This is a genomic window from Thermococcus sp., from assembly GCF_015521605.1.
GTDB lineage: Archaea > Methanobacteriota_B > Thermococci > Thermococcales > Thermococcaceae > Thermococcus.
The window spans coordinates 54,055-70,779 of sequence record NZ_WANV01000017.1; the positions used below are offsets into that span (position 1 = coordinate 54,055).

Below are 16,725 nucleotides of genomic sequence, written 5' to 3' on the forward strand. Positions count from 1 at the left end.
TTTTTAGCTTAGGCACCCTACATAGAACAAGGAAGAGGAGGAGTGATACCATGCAGCCCCACGAATTCAAGCTCACCGAAGAAGGTATAAAGGCTGTTCTTCCGCCCCTTGAGGCCGAGATAATGGAGCACATGTGGAGGGTCAAGGTGGCGACGGCAGGACAGGTCTATGAATATATGAAAGTGAAGCACCCGGACATAAGGCGCTCCACCATAAGCATCCTCATGAACCGCCTGTGCGAGCGCGGACTCCTCAAGAGGAGCGTTGAGAAGGGAAGGGGTGGAATGAGGTACGTGTACTCCATAACAACGACCCGTGAAGAGTTCGAAGAGAGGGTCGTCCAGAGCATCCTCGATGCACTGATGACAAACTTCAAGGAGGCGACCTACGCCTATCTCTCCAGAATTAAGAAGTGATGAGAAATGCTGTTCATTATCATGGCCCTTGAAGTCATACTGGCCGTGATAGCCCTTAAAGAGCTGGGCCTCAGGATAGCGCTAGCTACCTTCGGCTCAATAGTCCTCCTGTACCTCTGGGTCTCAACTAAGGACGTCAAGGGCAGCTACCTGACACTCCAGAGGAGCGAAATCCCATGGCTCTACGACGGCATAGCGGAGATGGCCAAGAAGGCCGGGCTCCCGATGCCCAGGGTGTATATTCTGGACGACTATATACCCAACGCATACTCCTTCAAGAACACGATAGTCCTTTCCCTGGGGCTCTTTGAAGTTCTCGACAGCGATGAGATACTCGCCGTTGCCGCCCATGAGCTCGGCCACATAAAGAACGGCGACACAAAGATATTCCCCGTGCTCGCCTACGGCAGATTCCTCATGATGGTGTTCACGGCCGTGCTCATACTTCTTGCCCACAGGTCAGCCGTTACGATAGCGGCCCTCCTCCTCTACGCCCTCTACGAGATCGCCAGGGCTAACTTCCTTAAGAGCAGGGAGTTCCAGGCGGATGAAACGGCACTCAGACTGCTGGATGTGCCGATGAACCTCAAACACGCCCTCGAAGAGCTCAAGTACTACGAAGACCTGAGGGTTGGCGTCAGGCTGAATGCCCTACCGAGCATAGAACCAGCGATAGAGAGGAAGCAGAAACCGGCAATAATAGAAACCCACCCAAGTTACGACGAAAGGATATTTAGGATACTCGTGGAGATCAACGGCAACAACATGTTCAACCAGCGCGTGCAGTGATGGCCTATGACAGTTGAGATAATACTCGATAGGGAAAAGGCAGAGAGGATAAAGCGCATCCGCCCCACCAAGGACGAGTACTTCATGCTTATCGCCAAGCTCGTCTCCCTCCGGGCAACCTGTCCCCGCCTCAGGGTCGGTGCGGTGGCCGTGAAAGACGGCTACATCCTTGCCACTGGCTACAACGGTGCACCCAGGGGCATGGAGCACTGCATCGACGTGGGATGCCTCATCGTCGATGGGCACTGCCACAGGGCGGTCCACGCCGAGCAGAACGTCATAGCGATGGCGGCTAGGAAGGGCATAAGCCTCGAAGGAGCAACGCTCTACGTCACCCACTTCCCCTGCGACATCTGCTTCAAGATAGTCATAAACGCTGGAATAAAGGAGATAGTCTACGAGGAGATGTATCCCAACGAGGCAACGGAGATCCTGCTCAAAGAGGCGCAGGAAAAGGGAATAGTCAGGATAAGACAGTTCAAGCTTTCGAAGGAAAGGGTGCAGGCATTCCTGGAGGAGCTTTTTGGGGAGTTCGTGGACTAGAGCTTTTCGTTTATCTCCTCAAGCCTCCTGTTTATCTCCTCCATCTCGATTGCGATTTTTCTCGTCAGCTCCGTTATCTCCCTCTCGGTTCTGTCCACCGCAACATAGACCTTCAATATAAGGAGGTACGACAGGCCTATCGCGAGGACGAACAGTGCGTCGAGGCCCCTCCCGAGACCGAGGAGCTTCCGGATCTCGTTGGCCATTTCGAGGGGGAATATCGCCACCACCAGCAGACCCAGGAGGATGGCCTCCCAAAAGAGGAAATCACCCCACTCAAACTCCTTCTTTCCGTACTTGCCCAGCACGTAGAGCATCAGGGCCAGCACGACAACTATGGCTATGTACTGAACCGCGTACATCATCATCACCTCAGCTTATCAAACAGCAGGTTGAGGGCTATCTTAACACCCTCCAGGATGTTCGTCCCCTTTTTCATGGAATACTCGGTGTACACGGCGCGGATTGGTACCTCAACAATGCGACAGCCGTTCCTGGCGGCCTCGATGATGATCTCGCTTGAAACCGCATAGCGGTCGCAGGTTATCCTTATCTTTGCGGCGCAATCCCTGCTAAAGCACCTCAGCCCGCTCTGACTGTCGCTGACGTATTTTCGCGCAAAGACGGCCGTTATGGCATCGAGGACGAAGTTCCCGAAGCGCTTCACGAAGGGCATCTGACTGGTGTCGCCCTTAAGCCTCGAACCAACGGCAAAGTCCGCCTTTCCTTCGGCGACGGGCTTCATAACCCTCAGGGCATCGCTCACGAGGTGCTGACCGTCGGCGTCGAAGGTGAGGATAAGGCGGGCGTTCCTCCTGAGGGCGTACATTATTCCGGTGCCGAGTGCGCCGCCGAGGCCGCGGTTGACCAAGTGGGTGAGGACGTGGACACCCTTCGAGCGGGCTATCTCCCGGGTTCTGTCGCGGGAGCCATCGTTGACGACAACTATCTCCTCCCGTCTAAAATATTTGAGCAGCTCATCGAGGACGGCACCGATGGTCACCTCCTCATTGTAGGCGGGAACAACAACGTAGGTACTGAGGAGGTTTTCCAGGAGTGCAAGGAGGCCCTTCATATCCTGAACTTCAAAATGGGGCGTCGAGTCTACCGAGAAGCTCATCCTTCCGGCTATGTGGCCCGTTATCATGACGCTCAACGCGCCGAGCTCCCTGGCCGGGAGTACGTCGTAGCCGTGGTCACCAACCACCAGAACATTGGTCGGTTCAAGGCCAAAGGCCTCGATTATCCTCCGGAGCTGTCCGGGGCTGGGCTTGAGCTCATCGGGAGGGACATCGTCCCTGGTGGAGACCACGCCAAAATAGTCGCCTATCCCGTGCATCTCTAAGGCCTTCAGCGTTGCCTCCCGAGAGCTCCTGGTCATTATCGCCATCTTGATGTTCCTCTCCCTCAGAAAGTTCAAGACCTGCAGGACTCCGTCAAACAGAAAGCCGTCCTTCATTCTTTCAGACTCAAGCTCGACAAGGATCGAGTAAAGCTCCTCAAAGTCCCTTCCCGTCTCGCGAGATATCCTCAGCAGATTCTCGTACATAGGCGTCAGATCGCCGATTATTTCTTCGGGTATCCCCATTTCAATGAGCCAGGATTTGAGCTCTTCCTTAATTTCAGCGAAGGGTCTGGGTGCACCGACCAGTGTTCCATCAAGGTCAAAGACCACCAGTTTCACGTCCATGTTCTCACCGAAGGGTTTATTTTTGGCCAGTCCTAAGGAAGTTGGGTGTCTAAGATATGATAGCGGCCGCTCCGCTTATAGGTTTAACCCTAACGCTCATCCTCACCCCTTACGTCGCCGCAAGAATGAAGAGGGCTGGAATAATCGGGAGAGACATCCACAAAATGAACCAGCCGGAAGTGGCGGAGATGGGGGGCATAGCCCTTCTCCTCGCCATCCCCCTGGCGCTCTCACCCTTCATGAACGAGGAAATCGTAAAGGTTCTCATGGTCTTCCTGCTCTTCGGAGTCGTCGGGATCATAGACGATCTGACTAACCTGAGACAGCTCCACAAGGTTGTTATATCGCTCTTGGTCTCTGTCCCGGTGGCGTTCTTCAGCATCGCATCGGAGGTAGATCTCTTCGGTCACACCCTCAATCTGGGCATTCTGTATCCAGTTTTCGCTGTGCTCTTCGTTACCGGCTCGGCGAATCTTGTGAACATGCTGGCTGGGTTCAACGGACTGGAGGTGGGGACATCCGCCATAATCCTGGGAGTTCTGGCCGCGATAACCGAAGGAAATGCCAGAGTCATCGCGCTGACCGGGATGGGAGCAGCGTTGGGCTTCCTGTGGTGGAACAGGTATCCCGCAAGGGTCTTTCCGGGCGATACCGGAACCCTCAGCATCGGTGCCCTAATAGGACTGGTCGCCATCACCGGGAAGGTGGAGATCTACGCGGCGCTTCTCCTCATCCCCCACTTCCTTGACTTCGTCATAAAGGCGGCAGGTGTTCGCTTCGGTGTGAGGAGGCACGGGAGAACGAGGGTTCTCCCTGATGGGACGCTCCAGGCACCGCCCTATCCCAGCCTCCTGGGGAAAATAATGAGAAAAGTCAGGGTTACCGAGCCCAAGCTTGTGGCTATTGTGTGGCTGATAGAGCTCAGCCTTGGCCTTCTCGTCTGGGCTCTTCATCAATTACTTTGACCATTCCAAAGCCGTAGCGGGTCTTCTCTCCGAAGCCGTTCTCGTAGCCGAAGCGGGCTATCTCAAGGGAGCCGTGGTAGCGGAATATCATGAGGGAGCCGCGGTAATAGGTATCCCTGACGAGAATCCTGACGGGCTTGAACTTGATGACATCAATCGTGAAGTCCCTTTCCTCGGGCATCGTGCCCATTATTGCCGAGTACCTCATCAGCATTACCTTGCGGAGCTTGTCAAAGAAGGCCTCCTCGCTGGGGTAGAGATCCCATATCTTCATCCTGTTTCCGCTGAGCTTGACAGTTCTGACCATTATGGGACTGAGCGTTGAGAAGAGCGCCCCGTCCTTTATGCGCGGTTCCTTGAGAATCTTGATGTCGTCCGCTATGAAGGCTGCATCGCCCAGCTGAAGAACCGGACTGTCTATGAAGCCCTCCACGACGGCCTTTATGAGCTCACTGGAAGAAGAGGAGACATAGAGGGAAACGTCATCGGAGAGCACCCTTATCCCCTTATCAGGGATCAGCTCGCGCTTCCTGACCATGATACGGGAGAAGGTGAAGTAATCAACGTGACTCACTTCGGCCTCGTGGGCAATCTCTGGAGAGACTATTGCCATCTTTTCAAGGAGTTGAGCATAAACATCGTAGTTATAATTGAACGGAAGAATCGTGCCCTCCTTTGCGGGCCTGAACTTTATCTCAACTCTCATTACATCCCACCCCTGTGCTATAACCCCCTTATAATTGGTACTCGAAGTTAATAAGAATTTCGCAAATAAACCACGTATCCATTACTTCAAAATTAAGTCAGGAAAAATCCGCACATCTCGTACCAAAGGTATATAAAGCTGGGTGCCCCAAAGGATACATGGAAAGGATAGAGTTAAAAAGGCCCTTCTACACAGTTTGGATTGTGAGAGGTGAAAGATTATGAGCGTTGAAGACGTTGGCGTTAAACCATCGGACGAGTACGATGATTACATCATGTACCTCAAAAGGAGGATCAGGCAGCTTGAACTCCAGGTGAGAACCCTGGAGGCCGACAAGGAGAGACTGGAGAGAGAGCTTTCCCGCCTGAGGATGGAAATGTCCCGGCTGAGACAGCCTCCAGCCTTCGCGGGCACGCTCCTTGAGCTGCTCGACGAGGACAGGGCGATAGTCCAGAACTACAACGGTCCGCGCTTCGTGGTCAGGATAGCCCCCTGGATAGAGAGGGACAACCTCAAACCCGGGGCGAGGGTCGCCCTCGACCAGAGAACCATGGCCATAGTGGAACTCCTTCCCAGCGAGAAAGACCCGAGCGTTCTGGGCTTTGAGGTCATCGAAAGGCCGGAGGTCAGCTATAACGACATCGGCGGCCTGGACAAACAGCTGCAGGAGCTAAGGGAGGCTGTCGAGCTTCCGCTCAAGCACCCGGAGCTCTTTGAAAAGGTGGGGATTGAGCCACCGAAGGGAGTCCTCCTCTACGGCCCGCCCGGATGTGGAAAGACCCTCATGGCGAAGGCCCTCGCCCACGAAGTCAACGCCACATTCATAAAGGTCGTCGGCAGCGAGCTGGTGAGGAAGTTCATAGGCGAAGGAGCCCGCTTGGTTCACGAGCTCTTCGAACTGGCCAAGGAGAAGGCCCCGACGATAATATTCATCGATGAAATTGACGCAATAGGCGCTAAGAGGATGGACGAGACGACAGGCGGCGAGAGGGAGGTCAACAGGACCCTCATGCAGCTCTTAGCCGAAATGGATGGCTTTGACCCGAGCGGAAACGTTAAGGTGATAGCGGCGACCAACAGGCCAGACATCCTTGACCCTGCCCTCCTCAGGCCAGGAAGGTTCGACAGGCTTATCGAGGTTCCGCTTCCGGACTTCAAGGGCAGGCTGGAGATACTCAGGGTCCACACCAGAAAGATGAACCTTAAGGGCGTAGACCTGCGCATCATAGCGGAGATGACTGAAGGAGCCAGTGGGGCAGACCTGAAGGCGATCGCAACTGAGGCCGGAATGTTCGCCATAAGGGCAAGGCGCGAGTACGTTATCCAGGACGACTTCCTCAAGGCAATAGAGAAGGTCTTCAGCTCCGAGCAGAAGCTTGCCCAGCAGATAGCCATGCACGAGGTCATGTACGGCTGATTTCCTTCTTTTCCAGCTTTTCTTCCACCCGGATTATCCCCCACGCCACCAGGTACATCAGGGGTATCGACAGAAACGCCTTCTCATAGCCGAAGCCGTCAATGAGGAGTCCAACGAGGTACGGGCCAACGGTTGCGCCAAAGAACCCGACCATGTTGACGAACCCCATGACGGAACCGAGGTTATCCCCGGCAGCCTTTTCCGACGTGTAGGCCGTGACTATGGCCCCCACGGAGTAGAACGTCAGTCCCAAGGGAATGATCACCCAGGGGGAAGCGGTGAGGGTGAGGATCAGGGTGAGGAGGGCGTTGAGACCAAAGACCACCGCCACGCTCCTCCTCCCTATTCTGTCGTAGAGGCCGCCGCCGAAGAGCGAGCCGGCGATTCCGATAACCGAAAGGAGAGAGAAAAGCAGGGACGCCGTTTCGAAGGAAACGCCCGCGTTAACCAGGAAAGAGACCAGGAAGGTAAGAAGTCCAAAGAAAGCCGCGAGAACTATGAAGTTCGCCGTGCTGAGCAGGAAAACGTTCCGGGGAATTGAGAACCTGACGCGGGACGGCTTTGAGACCTCACCCCTGACGGCGAAGGCGAGGGCGATTCCGGTTATCAGGCTCATTGCCGAGAGCATCAGAAAGGCGTAGCGCCATTGGATGCTCACAGCGATGGGGACGACTATCAGGGGGGCTATTCCGCTGCCGACGGGCGGACCGACCATGAAGACGCCCAGGGCAGAGCCCTTTCTCTCCCGATAGACCTCGCTTATCAGGGCCGTCGCCGGGGCATAATACAGACCCGAGAAAAGACCGTAGAGAGCCCTAACAGCCAGAAGCTCCCAGTACTCCCGGGCAAGGATTATGAGGGCTGAAGAAAGGGAGTACCCAATTATGCTGAGAACAAGGAGCCTCTTCCTCCCAAAGCGGTCGCCGATGTATCCGGCAGGAACCTGAATGAGGGCGTAGGGTAGGAGCAGGGCGGTCATCAAGAGTCCCGCCTCGGCGTTGTTTATCCCAAGCTCTGCCTTTATCATAGGGATAAGGGGCGGGATGGCCATCCTGTGGGCATAGTTGAAAACCCATCCGAGCGACACAAGCAATAGGAGCCTCCTCCGCATGGTTTCGATAAAGGGCTAAGCGTTTAAAAGTCTGTTGGGCAATGCCGGCCAACTATGTTTATAAATGCCGGCCAGGAACGGAATTTAGGGAGGGAGCAATGGTAAGCAAGCTACTGGCACTGGAGGCATACCCCAGCCTGCGCGACCTGGACTTCAGGATACTCAGGGGAGTAGAGCTGAATATGCGCCACCACAGATGGGTCCCCCTGGAGGACATAGCCAGGTTCGCGAGGGTTGACATCGAAACGGCGTCCTTCAGACTGGGCAAGCTCGACGACATGTCCCTCGTCAGGCGGAGGAGCGACATAGGTTACATCGGCTACCAGCTCACGATACACGGCTACGACGTTCTGGCGATAAGGGCGCTGGCGAAGAAGGGAGTAGTCGAGGCGATAAGCACGGCACAGGTAGGCGTTGGAAAGGACGCCGATGTGTACGTGGGAGTAACGCCGGCCGGGGAGAAGGTAGCCGTCAAGTTCAACCGCATAGGCGGCAGAACCGCCTCAAGAAAGGCCGCCTATCACGGGCATGTTTTCCAGGACAAAAGGCACACGAGCTGGCTCTACGTCTCAAGGCTCATAGCGAAGAAGGAGTACGAAGCGCTGACGCTTCTCAGCCCCATAGCCAGGGTTCCAAGGCCGGTAGCTTGGAACAGGCACGTGGTCGTCATGGAGTTCATAGACGGGACCGAGCTGGCGGAGCTTCGCGACACAGACCTGTCCATGGAGGAAGCGAGGGGGATACTCGACATGGTTCTGGACGAGTACATCAAGATAGTCCGCTTCGGCATCGTCCACTCGGACATGAGCGAGTTCAATGTCGTTCTGACCCACGACGGGGGGGTTCTTATAATCGACTGGGCCCAGTACGTCACAACCGCTCACCCGGAGAGCTACGAGCTTCTCAAAAGGGATATAACAGTGCTTCTCAACGCCTTCAGGAGAAGATGGCGCGTGGAGAAGAGGTTTGAAGATGTGTGGCCCGGCTTTGAAAAGGCCTGGCTTGAGAGCCGGGGTGAGGGATGATGATAACCCCAAACAGACGCGAGAAGATAATGAGGCTCTTTCGGGAGGCCATAGAGGCCGAAAATGCCAGAGACCTTGAGAGAACGAAGAAAAAGCTCGACGAGATAATGGAGCTGGCCAGGGATGAGGAGCCGGAGTTCTACTTCGAGGCATGCTTCAGACTCGCGGAGATTTTTCTTCAGGAGGACAACTACAGCGGGGCAGTGAAGTGCGCGCTCCGGGCAATCCACCGCGCCCCCAGTGAAGAACTGTACAGGCTGGGAATAAAGAGGCTCGGGGACATCCTGTTCATAATGAAGAAAGAGAACAGGCTCGGGGACATTTCCGGGGGCATGGAGGTGACCCTCAGCCTCGTGAAGGACGACGAGGAACTTCACCGCTTTGTCAGGGCACTCATGAAAATGGCGAGGGGAGAAAAGGTCGAGGAGAGATTCAAGCTCGACGAGTTCAACGAGATAATGGAGCTCCTCAGAGGATAGATTGAAGGACGCGCCTCACGTAGTCCTCCTCCGGACTTTCGGGGAAGTTATAGGGCTCTTTCTTTGGTCTTTCATTGTAGTACGGCCTGTTGCAGCCCGGACAACCGTGGGTGGCAAATATCTCGGGTGGAATCACCGAGGCAAGCTCATCAACGTCGGCTCCAAACCCGACGAGGGAGCCTTCCTCATCGAACTCAAAGTCCTCCGGCGCGGCGAGCCCCTCCTTTATGAGGTAGTGTGCCACCTGGATTCTCCTGTACCTGGCGAGGCTCGGGGGCTCTGCGTTCTCAAGGCGGGTTCCCCTTATAGGCGTGAAGGCGAAGAGGGAAACCCATGCACCCATCGAATACGCCCGCCCAATGGTCTCCACGGCTTCCCTATCCGTCTCTCCGAGGCCTATTATAAGGTGAACGAGGGCCTTTCCATCGCCAAAGACGTCGATGACATCTTCCGTGAAACGCCACATCTCGTCCCAGGAGTAAAGGGACTCCTTGATCTCCGGATAGAGCCTCTCACTGGCCACGTCGAGGCCGACGCCAATGTAGTCAACCCCCCGTGATTTGAACTCCTCAAGAGTATCCCTGTCCACGGGCGTTATCGAGACCGAGACCGGAATGCCCAGGGGCTGGAAAAGATCGAGGAGCTCGATAACGTCAGAGACTAGGCCGGGATAATCAACCGTCTGGAGGCATATTCTCGCAAAACCGCCCCCCGGAAGGCTTTTAACAACTTCCTCCACGTCAAAGGCTGGCCAGGTTATGCGGGATAACCGCCTGAGATCCGCTCCACTTCCCCTGGCCTGGGGGCAGAAGGCACAGTTGTTCCGGCAGCGGCCGTCGTGGTACGTCATGAGGTACGCCGTTGTCGGTCTGGCCAGCATCCTGGCCCTTATCAGCCCCATGGCTATGGCGGTTCCGTAGGAGACCCTGATCTTCATTTTTCCCTACCTCCCATGATGAGAGGCGCGTGGACTATTATAAGTGATGCGGCCGCTATGAACGGGAGCAGTGGGAAGACTCCAGCGTAGCCCTCAAGATTCGCCACATACCCGAGGGCAACCTGTCCCCCGAGCATCCCGAGGTCAAAGAACATCGTGTAGACGCTCGAACCCATGGTTCTGATCCTCGCCGGGAGGTTACCCAGGGCCATGAGCTGCATCGCCGGAACCGAGAGACCAAAGCCCGTTCCGATGACCACGGCGCTGAGGTACGAATACGGGGGGAGCTTGTTGAAGAGGAGTATGATGTAGCCCAGTATGACGAGGAGCATGCCCGCCCTTATGACCGGAATCGGCCCCATCCTGTCGGCGCTTCTTCCCCCAAAGAGCCTCATTATAAAGCTCGCTATCCCTATGACCATCATGTAGAAGCCGAACACGCTCTGGGGCATCCCGAGTATCTTGTAGAGTGCCGGCAGATAGGTTATAACACCAGCGTAGGAGAATGAGAAGAAGAACAGCGCCAGCGATGCCGCCAGAAAATAGCTCCTGAGGAGTTCCGAGTAGCTGACCTTTTCACGCCTTTCTTCCCTTCTGGCCGCCTTCTTCCTGCCGTCACGCCACACCGGAACAACGAGGGTGACCCCAACGAAGGAAAATATCACGGTAAAGGAGAAGGCCCCCACAAAGCCAAGCGTGTCCGAGAGGTAGCCGCCGAGAGCGGGGCCTATTATGTTGCCCAGGGAGAACATCATGCCGCGCCATCCGAGGGTCTCGCCGATACGTCCCTCGGGTGCGAGATCAACGGCCGTGGAGAGGCTGGAGGGGAAGAATATCCCCATTGAAAAGCCGTGAATTGCCCTTGCAAAGGCGAATATCCACAGATTTCCAAGGAGTGCGGAGGTTATGTAGAGAATCCCCGCGAGCATGCCGAGAAGGTTGCCCGCCATCATGGCATGGAATCTGTAGCCCCTGTCTCCGATCAGCCCACCTATGGGCTTGGAGAAGAGCGAGACGACGGAGGCAACCCCGGCCACCAGACCCACGAGAAAAGGGGTGGCCTCAAGGGTTATCGCGAAGGGCGATATTATGGGGTTGACTACGCTTATGCCCAGGAAGAAAAAGAAGGTCGAGAAGTTGAGAAGCCAGATGTCCCGGAGGGTTCTGTCGATGGCTCAAACCCCCGCTATGGGTTCATCCATGCCATCCTTAATGAAGGCGTGGCTCATGTGCTTCGTGTTCTTTGCAAAGCCCACGTTGCCCCTGGCGTCGACCATTATTATGCCCATCGTGTCCCTGCCGAAGTAGCGCGTTGCGAGGTTTATGGCCGCATCGCTCGCAGCCTGGGCACCCATCCCGAGCCTGACGAAGTCCGTGGCGCTCTTGGCCAGGGCGAGCTTTATTGCCACTTCGCCGAGACCGGTGCACGAGGCGCCGGCAACCTCGTTGGCGTAGGTTCCGCCGCCGATTATCGGCGTATCCCCAACGCGGCCGAACATCTTGAGGAAGACACCACCCGTGGACGTCCCTGCAACAACCTCCTCGCCGTCGAAGGCGACCGCTCCAACCGTGCTCCTCAGCACCTCCGGATACTCCTTGATCAGTTCGTTGAGCTTCTTCCAGTGCTTCGTTTCGCCCGTTTCGAGCAGCTTTTTCCTAAGCTCCTCCCACTGCCTCAGCCTCTCGTCGGTCACTGGGTCGTACTCCTCGAAACCCATGAGCCTGGCGAACCTTACCGCCCCCTCGCCATTGAGCAGAACGTGGTCGGTTTTTTCCATCACCTTCCTCGCGACGCTTATTGGGTTCTTGACGCCCCAGATCCCGGCGACGGCCCCGGCTTCGAGCGTTTTGCCGCGCATTATGGCCGCGTCCATCTCGACCTTTCCGTCGAGTGTGAGGACGCTTCCGGTGCCCGCGTTGAACAGCGGGTTGTCCTCAAGAACCTTGACTGCCTCCTCAACCGCATCTAAAGCAGAACCCCTCTTGAGTTCGCGCCAGCCGGCCAGGACAGCCTCTCTAACACCCTCGATGACCTTTGGAATGCGCTCTTCTTTTCGTATAGTGCCGGCACCACCGTGAACTATTATCGCGACCATGAGAACCACCGTAATAAAAAGTCCTCGAATGGTTAAAAGAATTGTGGAAACGGAAAGATAGGAACTTCAGCTCAGGGCCATGTTGATTATCGTTTCTCCGATGTTCTCAAGGTACTCCAGGATTCTCCGGTAGCTCTCAAGGGCTATCGACTGCCGGTAGTCTATGGAGCGTATTTCCTCCTTCAGCTCAAGCATGAGCCTGTCTATCTTGCCCAGGTCCCTCTCCTCTATCTGTGCCATCATCTGGCTGAACTTTTCCTTGAGGTACGGCACGCTTATCTCGCTCGGGTTCTCGGCGATTCTCGTTATGTGGTCGCCTATGCGTTCAATGTTCCTGACTATGAACAGTATGCCCAGCAGGTCGAAGGTCCTCCTTATTATGCCGCTCTCCTCCGTAACACCGCGTTTGCTGAGGAGCCTGTTGACGGCGCGAATTATGAGGAAGTAAAAGCGGTCGAGCTCGTTCTCAAGGTCGTTTATGTCACGGAGAATCTCCCCATCGCCGGGGGAAGCTATGAGAAGCTCAAGGTCGCCCAGCATCGATATTATGAGGGAGCGTATCCTGTTCAAGAGCTCGGCGAGGTTGACCTCCTCCTCATCGAGGAGGCTCTTGGCGACTATCCTCTGGGGCTCGTCGAGTATTATCTCAACGCCCGGGAGGCTCTGGAGCACCTTCCTTATCTTGACCTTGTATATCGGCATCTCCTCGGCCAGGTGAATCTCAAGGACATCGTAGCCCTGGATGTAGGCGGATATAACGAGCCTGACTGCCATGTCAGGGGAGTACTCGCGTGATATGGTGAGGATCTTCCTCTCGCTTACCTCCCTCGGCTCTTTCGGAAAGATGGTTATGCTCCCGTCAGGGTTTATAGAGAGGGGAACGACATCACCCTGGCTGAGGCCGTGTTCCCGAACCCACTTCTTGGGGAGGGAGATTATGTATGAACTCCTGCCGGTAAATTGGATTTTCCGGAACTCCATAGATATCACCGCCGATATATAGAAACTCCACGCGGTATAAAAGACTTCAGTTCGACAGACTTATAAACGCTAAGATTAACGTTAGCACATGTTCCAGGGCTACGGCAGAGACGCAAAGATACTCATAGCGGCCAACGCAGCGGGCCAGCTCTTCCTCCAGTTCTCAATATTCATCATGCCGTTCTATCTGGCCGTCCTAGGCTACGATATGGCCGCCATGGGGACGTTCTTCTCAATACAGACGTTCACAGGGGGACTTTTCTTCCTGATGGCCGGGCAGGTCTCACTGAGGCTGGGCTATAGGAAGACCCTCATCATTTCGGCCCTCCTTGGACTCGCCGGAAGGCTCCTCCAGGTGGCCGCGATAAACGACTACGTCCTTGCCCTCGGCTTCTTCCTGGTCGGCGCGAACATGGGGCTGAGACAGCCAAACTTCACCGCCCTGCTCAGCGAGGAAGTTGGCGAGGAGAGGCGCCATCACGCGTTCTCGATAAGCTTTGGTCTGGGGACGATATTCAACGCCCTGGGAGTCCTCATAGCTGGCTTTGCCCCGGGCTTTTTCGTGGGGCTCGGGCTGACGGAGGGGATAGCCTACCGGCTGGTCATCTCGCTTGCGCTCCTTCAGTTCGTTCTCGTCATTCCCGCGCTGCTCATAATCCGCGACGTGCCCGTGAAGAACCCGCGGATAAACTGGAACCGCGAGCTTGTCATAAAGATACTCAAGTTCTCCCTTCCGAGCGCGCTGATAGGCTTCGGGGCGGGAATAACCATCCCCTACATGAGCCTCTACTTCAAGCTCCGGTTCGGGCAGACGCTCGCGGCTATAAGCGGGATATTCTTTTTCCAGCAGCTGGCGATGGGCCTCGGCTCCTTCGGCCTTCCAAGGCTGGTTCACAGGATAGGGCCGGTCAAGGTGATAACTTCCTTCCAGAGCATAGCGGCCTTTCTCTTCGCGATATTCCCGTCGATAGAGACCTTCCTGTTAGCGGCACTGCTCTACGTCGTCCGCTCCATTCTCATGAACATAGTCTGGCCCATAAACGACTCCTTCATGATGGGCTTCTTCTCGACCGAGGAGAAGGCCACCGCCGCGGGAATAAGGAGGGCCTTCTCAACCTTCATGCGCGGTGGGGGGAACTACGTCGGAGGCTTGCTGTTCGGAATGTCCCTGAGCTATCCGTTCTACGCGACTGCCCTGCTGTACGTCATAGCGACGGCGATATTCTACGCATTCTTCATAAAGCACAACGAGTGAAAAGAAAAGTCAGCCCCCAGCGAGCTCGATTCCCCGTTCAAGGGCCCTGAAGTTGATCTCCCAGAGCTTCTCCCGGAGGGTGAGCCTTATCCCCTCGTAGAGGGACTCCTTCTTGAGGGGCACAAGGCCCTTTCCATAGGCGTAGCCGAGCATCAGGACGCCGAGGGTTCTGGGGTTTATTCTGTCGGCCTCGCGCTGGAAGTCCAGCATGTGGACGGGGCATATTCTGCCGATGGCTTTCCGTATCTCCTCCAGCTCCGGGTACTTCTCCTTTCCGACGAGTGTCGTCGCGGTGTGTATCGGGTAGGCGTTTATCACGGCCGTGCTGTTTTTACCCAAAAACCGGGCGTTTCTCAGTGCCTCGGCGGGTTCAAGGGCGAGCATGAGGCTGGCTTTTCCCTCCTCGATTAGGGGTGAGTAGACATCCTCCCCAAACCTCAGGTAGCTGAGAACGCTCCCATAGCGCTGGCTCATCCCGAGGGTTTCGCCTATTCTGACGTTGTAGCCCTCGTGCATGGCAGCGTTTCCCACTATCCTGGAAAGGGTCAAACCGCCCTGTCCGCCGACGCCGGTGATTATCAGGTTGAACTCCATGAGCACCACCGGAAGGCTTTGGGAGAGAGGCGATAAAAACCTGTTGTCGAGAAAATTCGACTGGCTGGAAAAAGCCCCGAAAATACCACGGGGAAAGGCAAGAAAAGGTTGAAGACTGAAATCAGCCCTCCATGCGGAGACGCCTTATCACAAAGTCCCTGTCGAGGGAGGCCAGGAAAGGTGCCAGCCTTGGCCCGCGGTCCTTGCCGATGAAGATGTTGTAGAGCACCCTGAACCACTCCTTGCTCGGGATTCCGCGCTTCTTTGCCGCCCCAAAGATGGCGTTGTTGAGATCGTCAACGGTGAAGGCCCCGTGGGACCCCACCCACTCCGCAACCTCAAGCATGGCATCCCTTATCTCGGGCCCCAGTTCAATCTCGGGAGGTTTCTCCAGGAGGGTGAACTTCACGTTGTCCGGGGCGTACTTCTCAACCCAGTTCCTAGCCAAGCGTATGCGGAGCTTCACCCGTTCGACGTCTTCTTCGCCGAGCTTCTCGGGGAGATGACCCTGTTCCTGGAGGACGCGGATTATGCCCTCCTCGTCGAGGTGGGGCATCTGGACGAGCGTGACCAGGAACCTGAAGGGTGCCTGGGCTGTGAGCCTCCCCGGAACCTCCGGCATCGAAAGCTCATAAGTTCTCTTGAGCTCCTCTTCCTCCTCCGGGTTCTTGGCCTTTTCAAGTCCAAAGTAGATGCGCTCAACCTTGTCGAACTCATCGTAGAGGTTCAGCAAACCCAGACCGAGGTCTATCCTGAGCTCCTTGTTGGGCCTCGCCTTGGCGTAGATAAAGCGTATTATCCCTGGCTCAAGAACCTCGTACAGATCGCTGAGGAGTATAACGTTGCCCTTTGATCCGCTCATCTTGCCCTTCTGTCCCTTGATCCCAACGAACTCGTACATGAGCGTCATCGGTGCGGGCCAGTCAAAGACCCTCTCCACTATCTCCCTCCCCGTGTCGTAGGAGCCGCCGGCCGCCAAGTGATCCTTTCCAGCCGGTTCGAAGTCGACCCTGAAGTGAGCCCAGCGCATCGGCCAGTCAACCCTCCACCTGAGCTTGACGTTGCCCTCTCTTATGTCGGTCTCGCCCTCCCTACCGCAGTGGGGGCACTTATAGGAGACCTTCCACTCGCCGTCCCAGGAGACGAAGTCAGCCTCCTTCCTGCAGTGCGGGCAGTAGACCATAACCGGCTGCCAGCTCTCCTCGAGCGGCGGCTGCTTGGCCCTCTCGCGGTACTTGTCGAGGATGGCCTTTATCTCGTCCCTCTTCTCTAGGGCGAGCTTCACCTCCTCCGCGTACTCGCCGCTCTTGTAGAGCTCGTAGGCGTGGAGGAAGTCCACCTCTATTCCGAGCTTTTCAACTTCGCTCTCGAAGAGCTCCATGAAGTGCTCAGCGTAGCTGTCGTGACAGCCCCAAGGGTCGGGAACCTCCCTAACCGGCTTTGTGAGGTGTTCCTTCCACTCAGGCGGGACGTTTTTCGGGACCTTCCTAAAGCGGTCGTAGTCATCCCACATGTGGATGTGCCTCACCTTCTTGCCCCTATCGCGGAGGGCGTGGCCGACTATATAGGTCGTGAAAAACTCCCTGAAGTTCCCTATGTGAACGTAACCGCTCGGAGTTATCCCGCTCTCAACGACGTATTCATCCTTGTCACCGCGTTCCCTGATAATCTTCTCGGCCATGTAATCCGCCCAGTGAACCATTTTCACCACCGGGTTTAGC

Annotated in this window: 18 protein-coding genes; 8 read left to right on the plus strand and 10 right to left on the minus strand. The window is 55.9% G+C overall.

Annotated features, from left to right (window positions below; all coding sequences use genetic code 11):
* Window positions 1-50 precede the first annotated feature (50 nt).
* The 3 genes from F7C11_RS03280 to F7C11_RS03290 are packed head-to-tail and all read left to right on the plus strand — an operon-like array spanning window position 51 to window position 1,748.
* Window positions 51-416, plus strand: a complete 366-nt coding sequence (locus tag F7C11_RS03280; RefSeq protein ID WP_297090907.1) for a BlaI/MecI/CopY family transcriptional regulator — start codon at window positions 51-53, stop codon at window positions 414-416.
* 6 nt (window positions 417-422) lie between these two features.
* A complete protein-coding gene (locus F7C11_RS03285; protein ID WP_297090909.1) occupies window positions 423-1,205 on the plus strand; it encodes a M48 family metallopeptidase in 783 nt (260 codons plus the stop codon).
* A 6-nt stretch (window positions 1,206-1,211) separates the two neighbouring features.
* The gene (locus F7C11_RS03290) at window positions 1,212-1,748 is read left to right on the plus strand and encodes a cytidine/deoxycytidylate deaminase family protein (RefSeq protein WP_297090911.1); all 537 of its coding nucleotides are present in this window, start codon (window positions 1,212-1,214) and stop codon (window positions 1,746-1,748) included.
* On the opposite strand, the gene F7C11_RS03295 is transcribed toward F7C11_RS03290, so the two are convergent.
* A complete protein-coding gene (locus tag F7C11_RS03295) occupies window positions 1,745-2,110 on the minus strand; it encodes a DUF2304 domain-containing protein (protein ID WP_297090943.1) in 366 nt (121 codons plus the stop codon). The genes F7C11_RS03290 and F7C11_RS03295 overlap by 4 nt on opposite strands.
* 5 nt (window positions 2,111-2,115) lie before the next feature.
* Entirely contained in the window at window positions 2,116-3,438 is a 1,323-nt protein-coding gene (locus F7C11_RS03300; protein ID WP_297090913.1) for a glycosyltransferase, read from the minus strand.
* Window positions 3,439-3,494: 56 nt separating this feature from the next.
* On the opposite strand from F7C11_RS03300, the gene F7C11_RS03305 reads away from it, so the two are divergent.
* Entirely contained in the window at window positions 3,495-4,403 is a 909-nt protein-coding gene (locus F7C11_RS03305) for a glycosyltransferase 4 family protein (protein ID WP_297090915.1), read from the plus strand.
* On the opposite strand, the gene cas6 is transcribed toward F7C11_RS03305, so the two are convergent.
* Window positions 4,360-5,109, minus strand: coding sequence for a CRISPR-associated endoribonuclease Cas6 (cas6, locus tag F7C11_RS03310; protein ID WP_297090917.1), 750 nt, complete (start codon window positions 5,107-5,109; stop codon window positions 4,360-4,362). The genes F7C11_RS03305 and cas6 overlap by 44 nt on opposite strands.
* A gap of 220 nt (window positions 5,110-5,329) precedes the next feature.
* On the opposite strand from cas6, the gene F7C11_RS03315 reads away from it, so the two are divergent.
* Window positions 5,330-6,526 (plus strand): proteasome-activating nucleotidase, encoded by a 1,197-nt coding sequence (locus F7C11_RS03315; RefSeq protein ID WP_297090919.1) that lies wholly within the window; start codon window positions 5,330-5,332, stop codon window positions 6,524-6,526.
* On the opposite strand, the gene F7C11_RS03320 is transcribed toward F7C11_RS03315, so the two are convergent.
* Window positions 6,513-7,637 (minus strand): MFS transporter, encoded by a 1,125-nt coding sequence (locus F7C11_RS03320; RefSeq protein ID WP_297090921.1) that lies wholly within the window; start codon window positions 7,635-7,637, stop codon window positions 6,513-6,515. The genes F7C11_RS03315 and F7C11_RS03320 overlap by 14 nt on opposite strands.
* A 98-nt stretch (window positions 7,638-7,735) precedes the next feature.
* Here F7C11_RS03320 and F7C11_RS03325 point away from each other — a divergent pair, with 98 nt between their 5' ends.
* Together F7C11_RS03325 and F7C11_RS03330 are read left to right on the plus strand one after the other, a co-directional pair.
* Window positions 7,736-8,662, plus strand: coding sequence for a serine/threonine-protein kinase RIO2 (locus tag F7C11_RS03325; RefSeq protein ID WP_297090923.1), 927 nt, complete (start codon window positions 7,736-7,738; stop codon window positions 8,660-8,662).
* A complete protein-coding gene (locus F7C11_RS03330; RefSeq protein WP_363316554.1) occupies window positions 8,662-9,141 on the plus strand; it encodes a hypothetical protein in 480 nt (159 codons plus the stop codon). Before F7C11_RS03325 ends, F7C11_RS03330 begins: the two co-directional genes overlap by 1 nt.
* Here the strand turns inward: F7C11_RS03330 and F7C11_RS03335 are convergent.
* From F7C11_RS03335 to F7C11_RS03350, 4 genes are all read right to left on the minus strand, one after another.
* On the minus strand, window positions 9,131-10,078 hold the full coding sequence (locus F7C11_RS03335) for a radical SAM protein (protein WP_297090926.1): 948 nt from the start codon (window positions 10,076-10,078) through the stop codon (window positions 9,131-9,133). The two genes, F7C11_RS03330 and F7C11_RS03335, sit on opposite strands and share 11 nt — an antisense overlap.
* Window positions 10,075-11,250: an MFS transporter gene (locus F7C11_RS03340; protein ID WP_297090945.1), complete on the minus strand. Its 1,176-nt coding sequence runs from the start codon at window positions 11,248-11,250 to the stop codon at window positions 10,075-10,077. Before F7C11_RS03340 ends, F7C11_RS03335 begins: the two co-directional genes overlap by 4 nt.
* 3 nt (window positions 11,251-11,253) lie before the next feature.
* Window positions 11,254-12,174 (minus strand): isoaspartyl peptidase/L-asparaginase family protein, encoded by a 921-nt coding sequence (locus tag F7C11_RS03345; protein ID WP_297090947.1) that lies wholly within the window; start codon window positions 12,172-12,174, stop codon window positions 11,254-11,256.
* Between the two features lie 66 nt (window positions 12,175-12,240).
* On the minus strand, window positions 12,241-13,155 hold the full coding sequence (locus tag F7C11_RS03350; protein ID WP_297090949.1) for a phosphate uptake regulator PhoU: 915 nt from the start codon (window positions 13,153-13,155) through the stop codon (window positions 12,241-12,243).
* Between the two features lie 88 nt (window positions 13,156-13,243).
* On the opposite strand from F7C11_RS03350, the gene F7C11_RS03355 reads away from it, so the two are divergent.
* Window positions 13,244-14,410, plus strand: coding sequence for an MFS transporter (locus F7C11_RS03355; protein WP_297090928.1), 1,167 nt, complete (start codon window positions 13,244-13,246; stop codon window positions 14,408-14,410).
* A gap of 9 nt (window positions 14,411-14,419) precedes the next feature.
* On the opposite strand, the gene F7C11_RS03360 is transcribed toward F7C11_RS03355, so the two are convergent.
* A complete protein-coding gene (locus F7C11_RS03360; protein WP_297090951.1) occupies window positions 14,420-15,004 on the minus strand; it encodes an indolepyruvate oxidoreductase subunit beta in 585 nt (194 codons plus the stop codon).
* Window positions 15,005-15,125: 121 nt separating this feature from the next.
* Window positions 15,126-16,706, minus strand: a complete 1,581-nt coding sequence (lysS, locus tag F7C11_RS03365; RefSeq protein WP_297090953.1) for a lysine--tRNA ligase — start codon at window positions 16,704-16,706, stop codon at window positions 15,126-15,128.
* Window positions 16,707-16,725 lie beyond the last annotated feature (19 nt).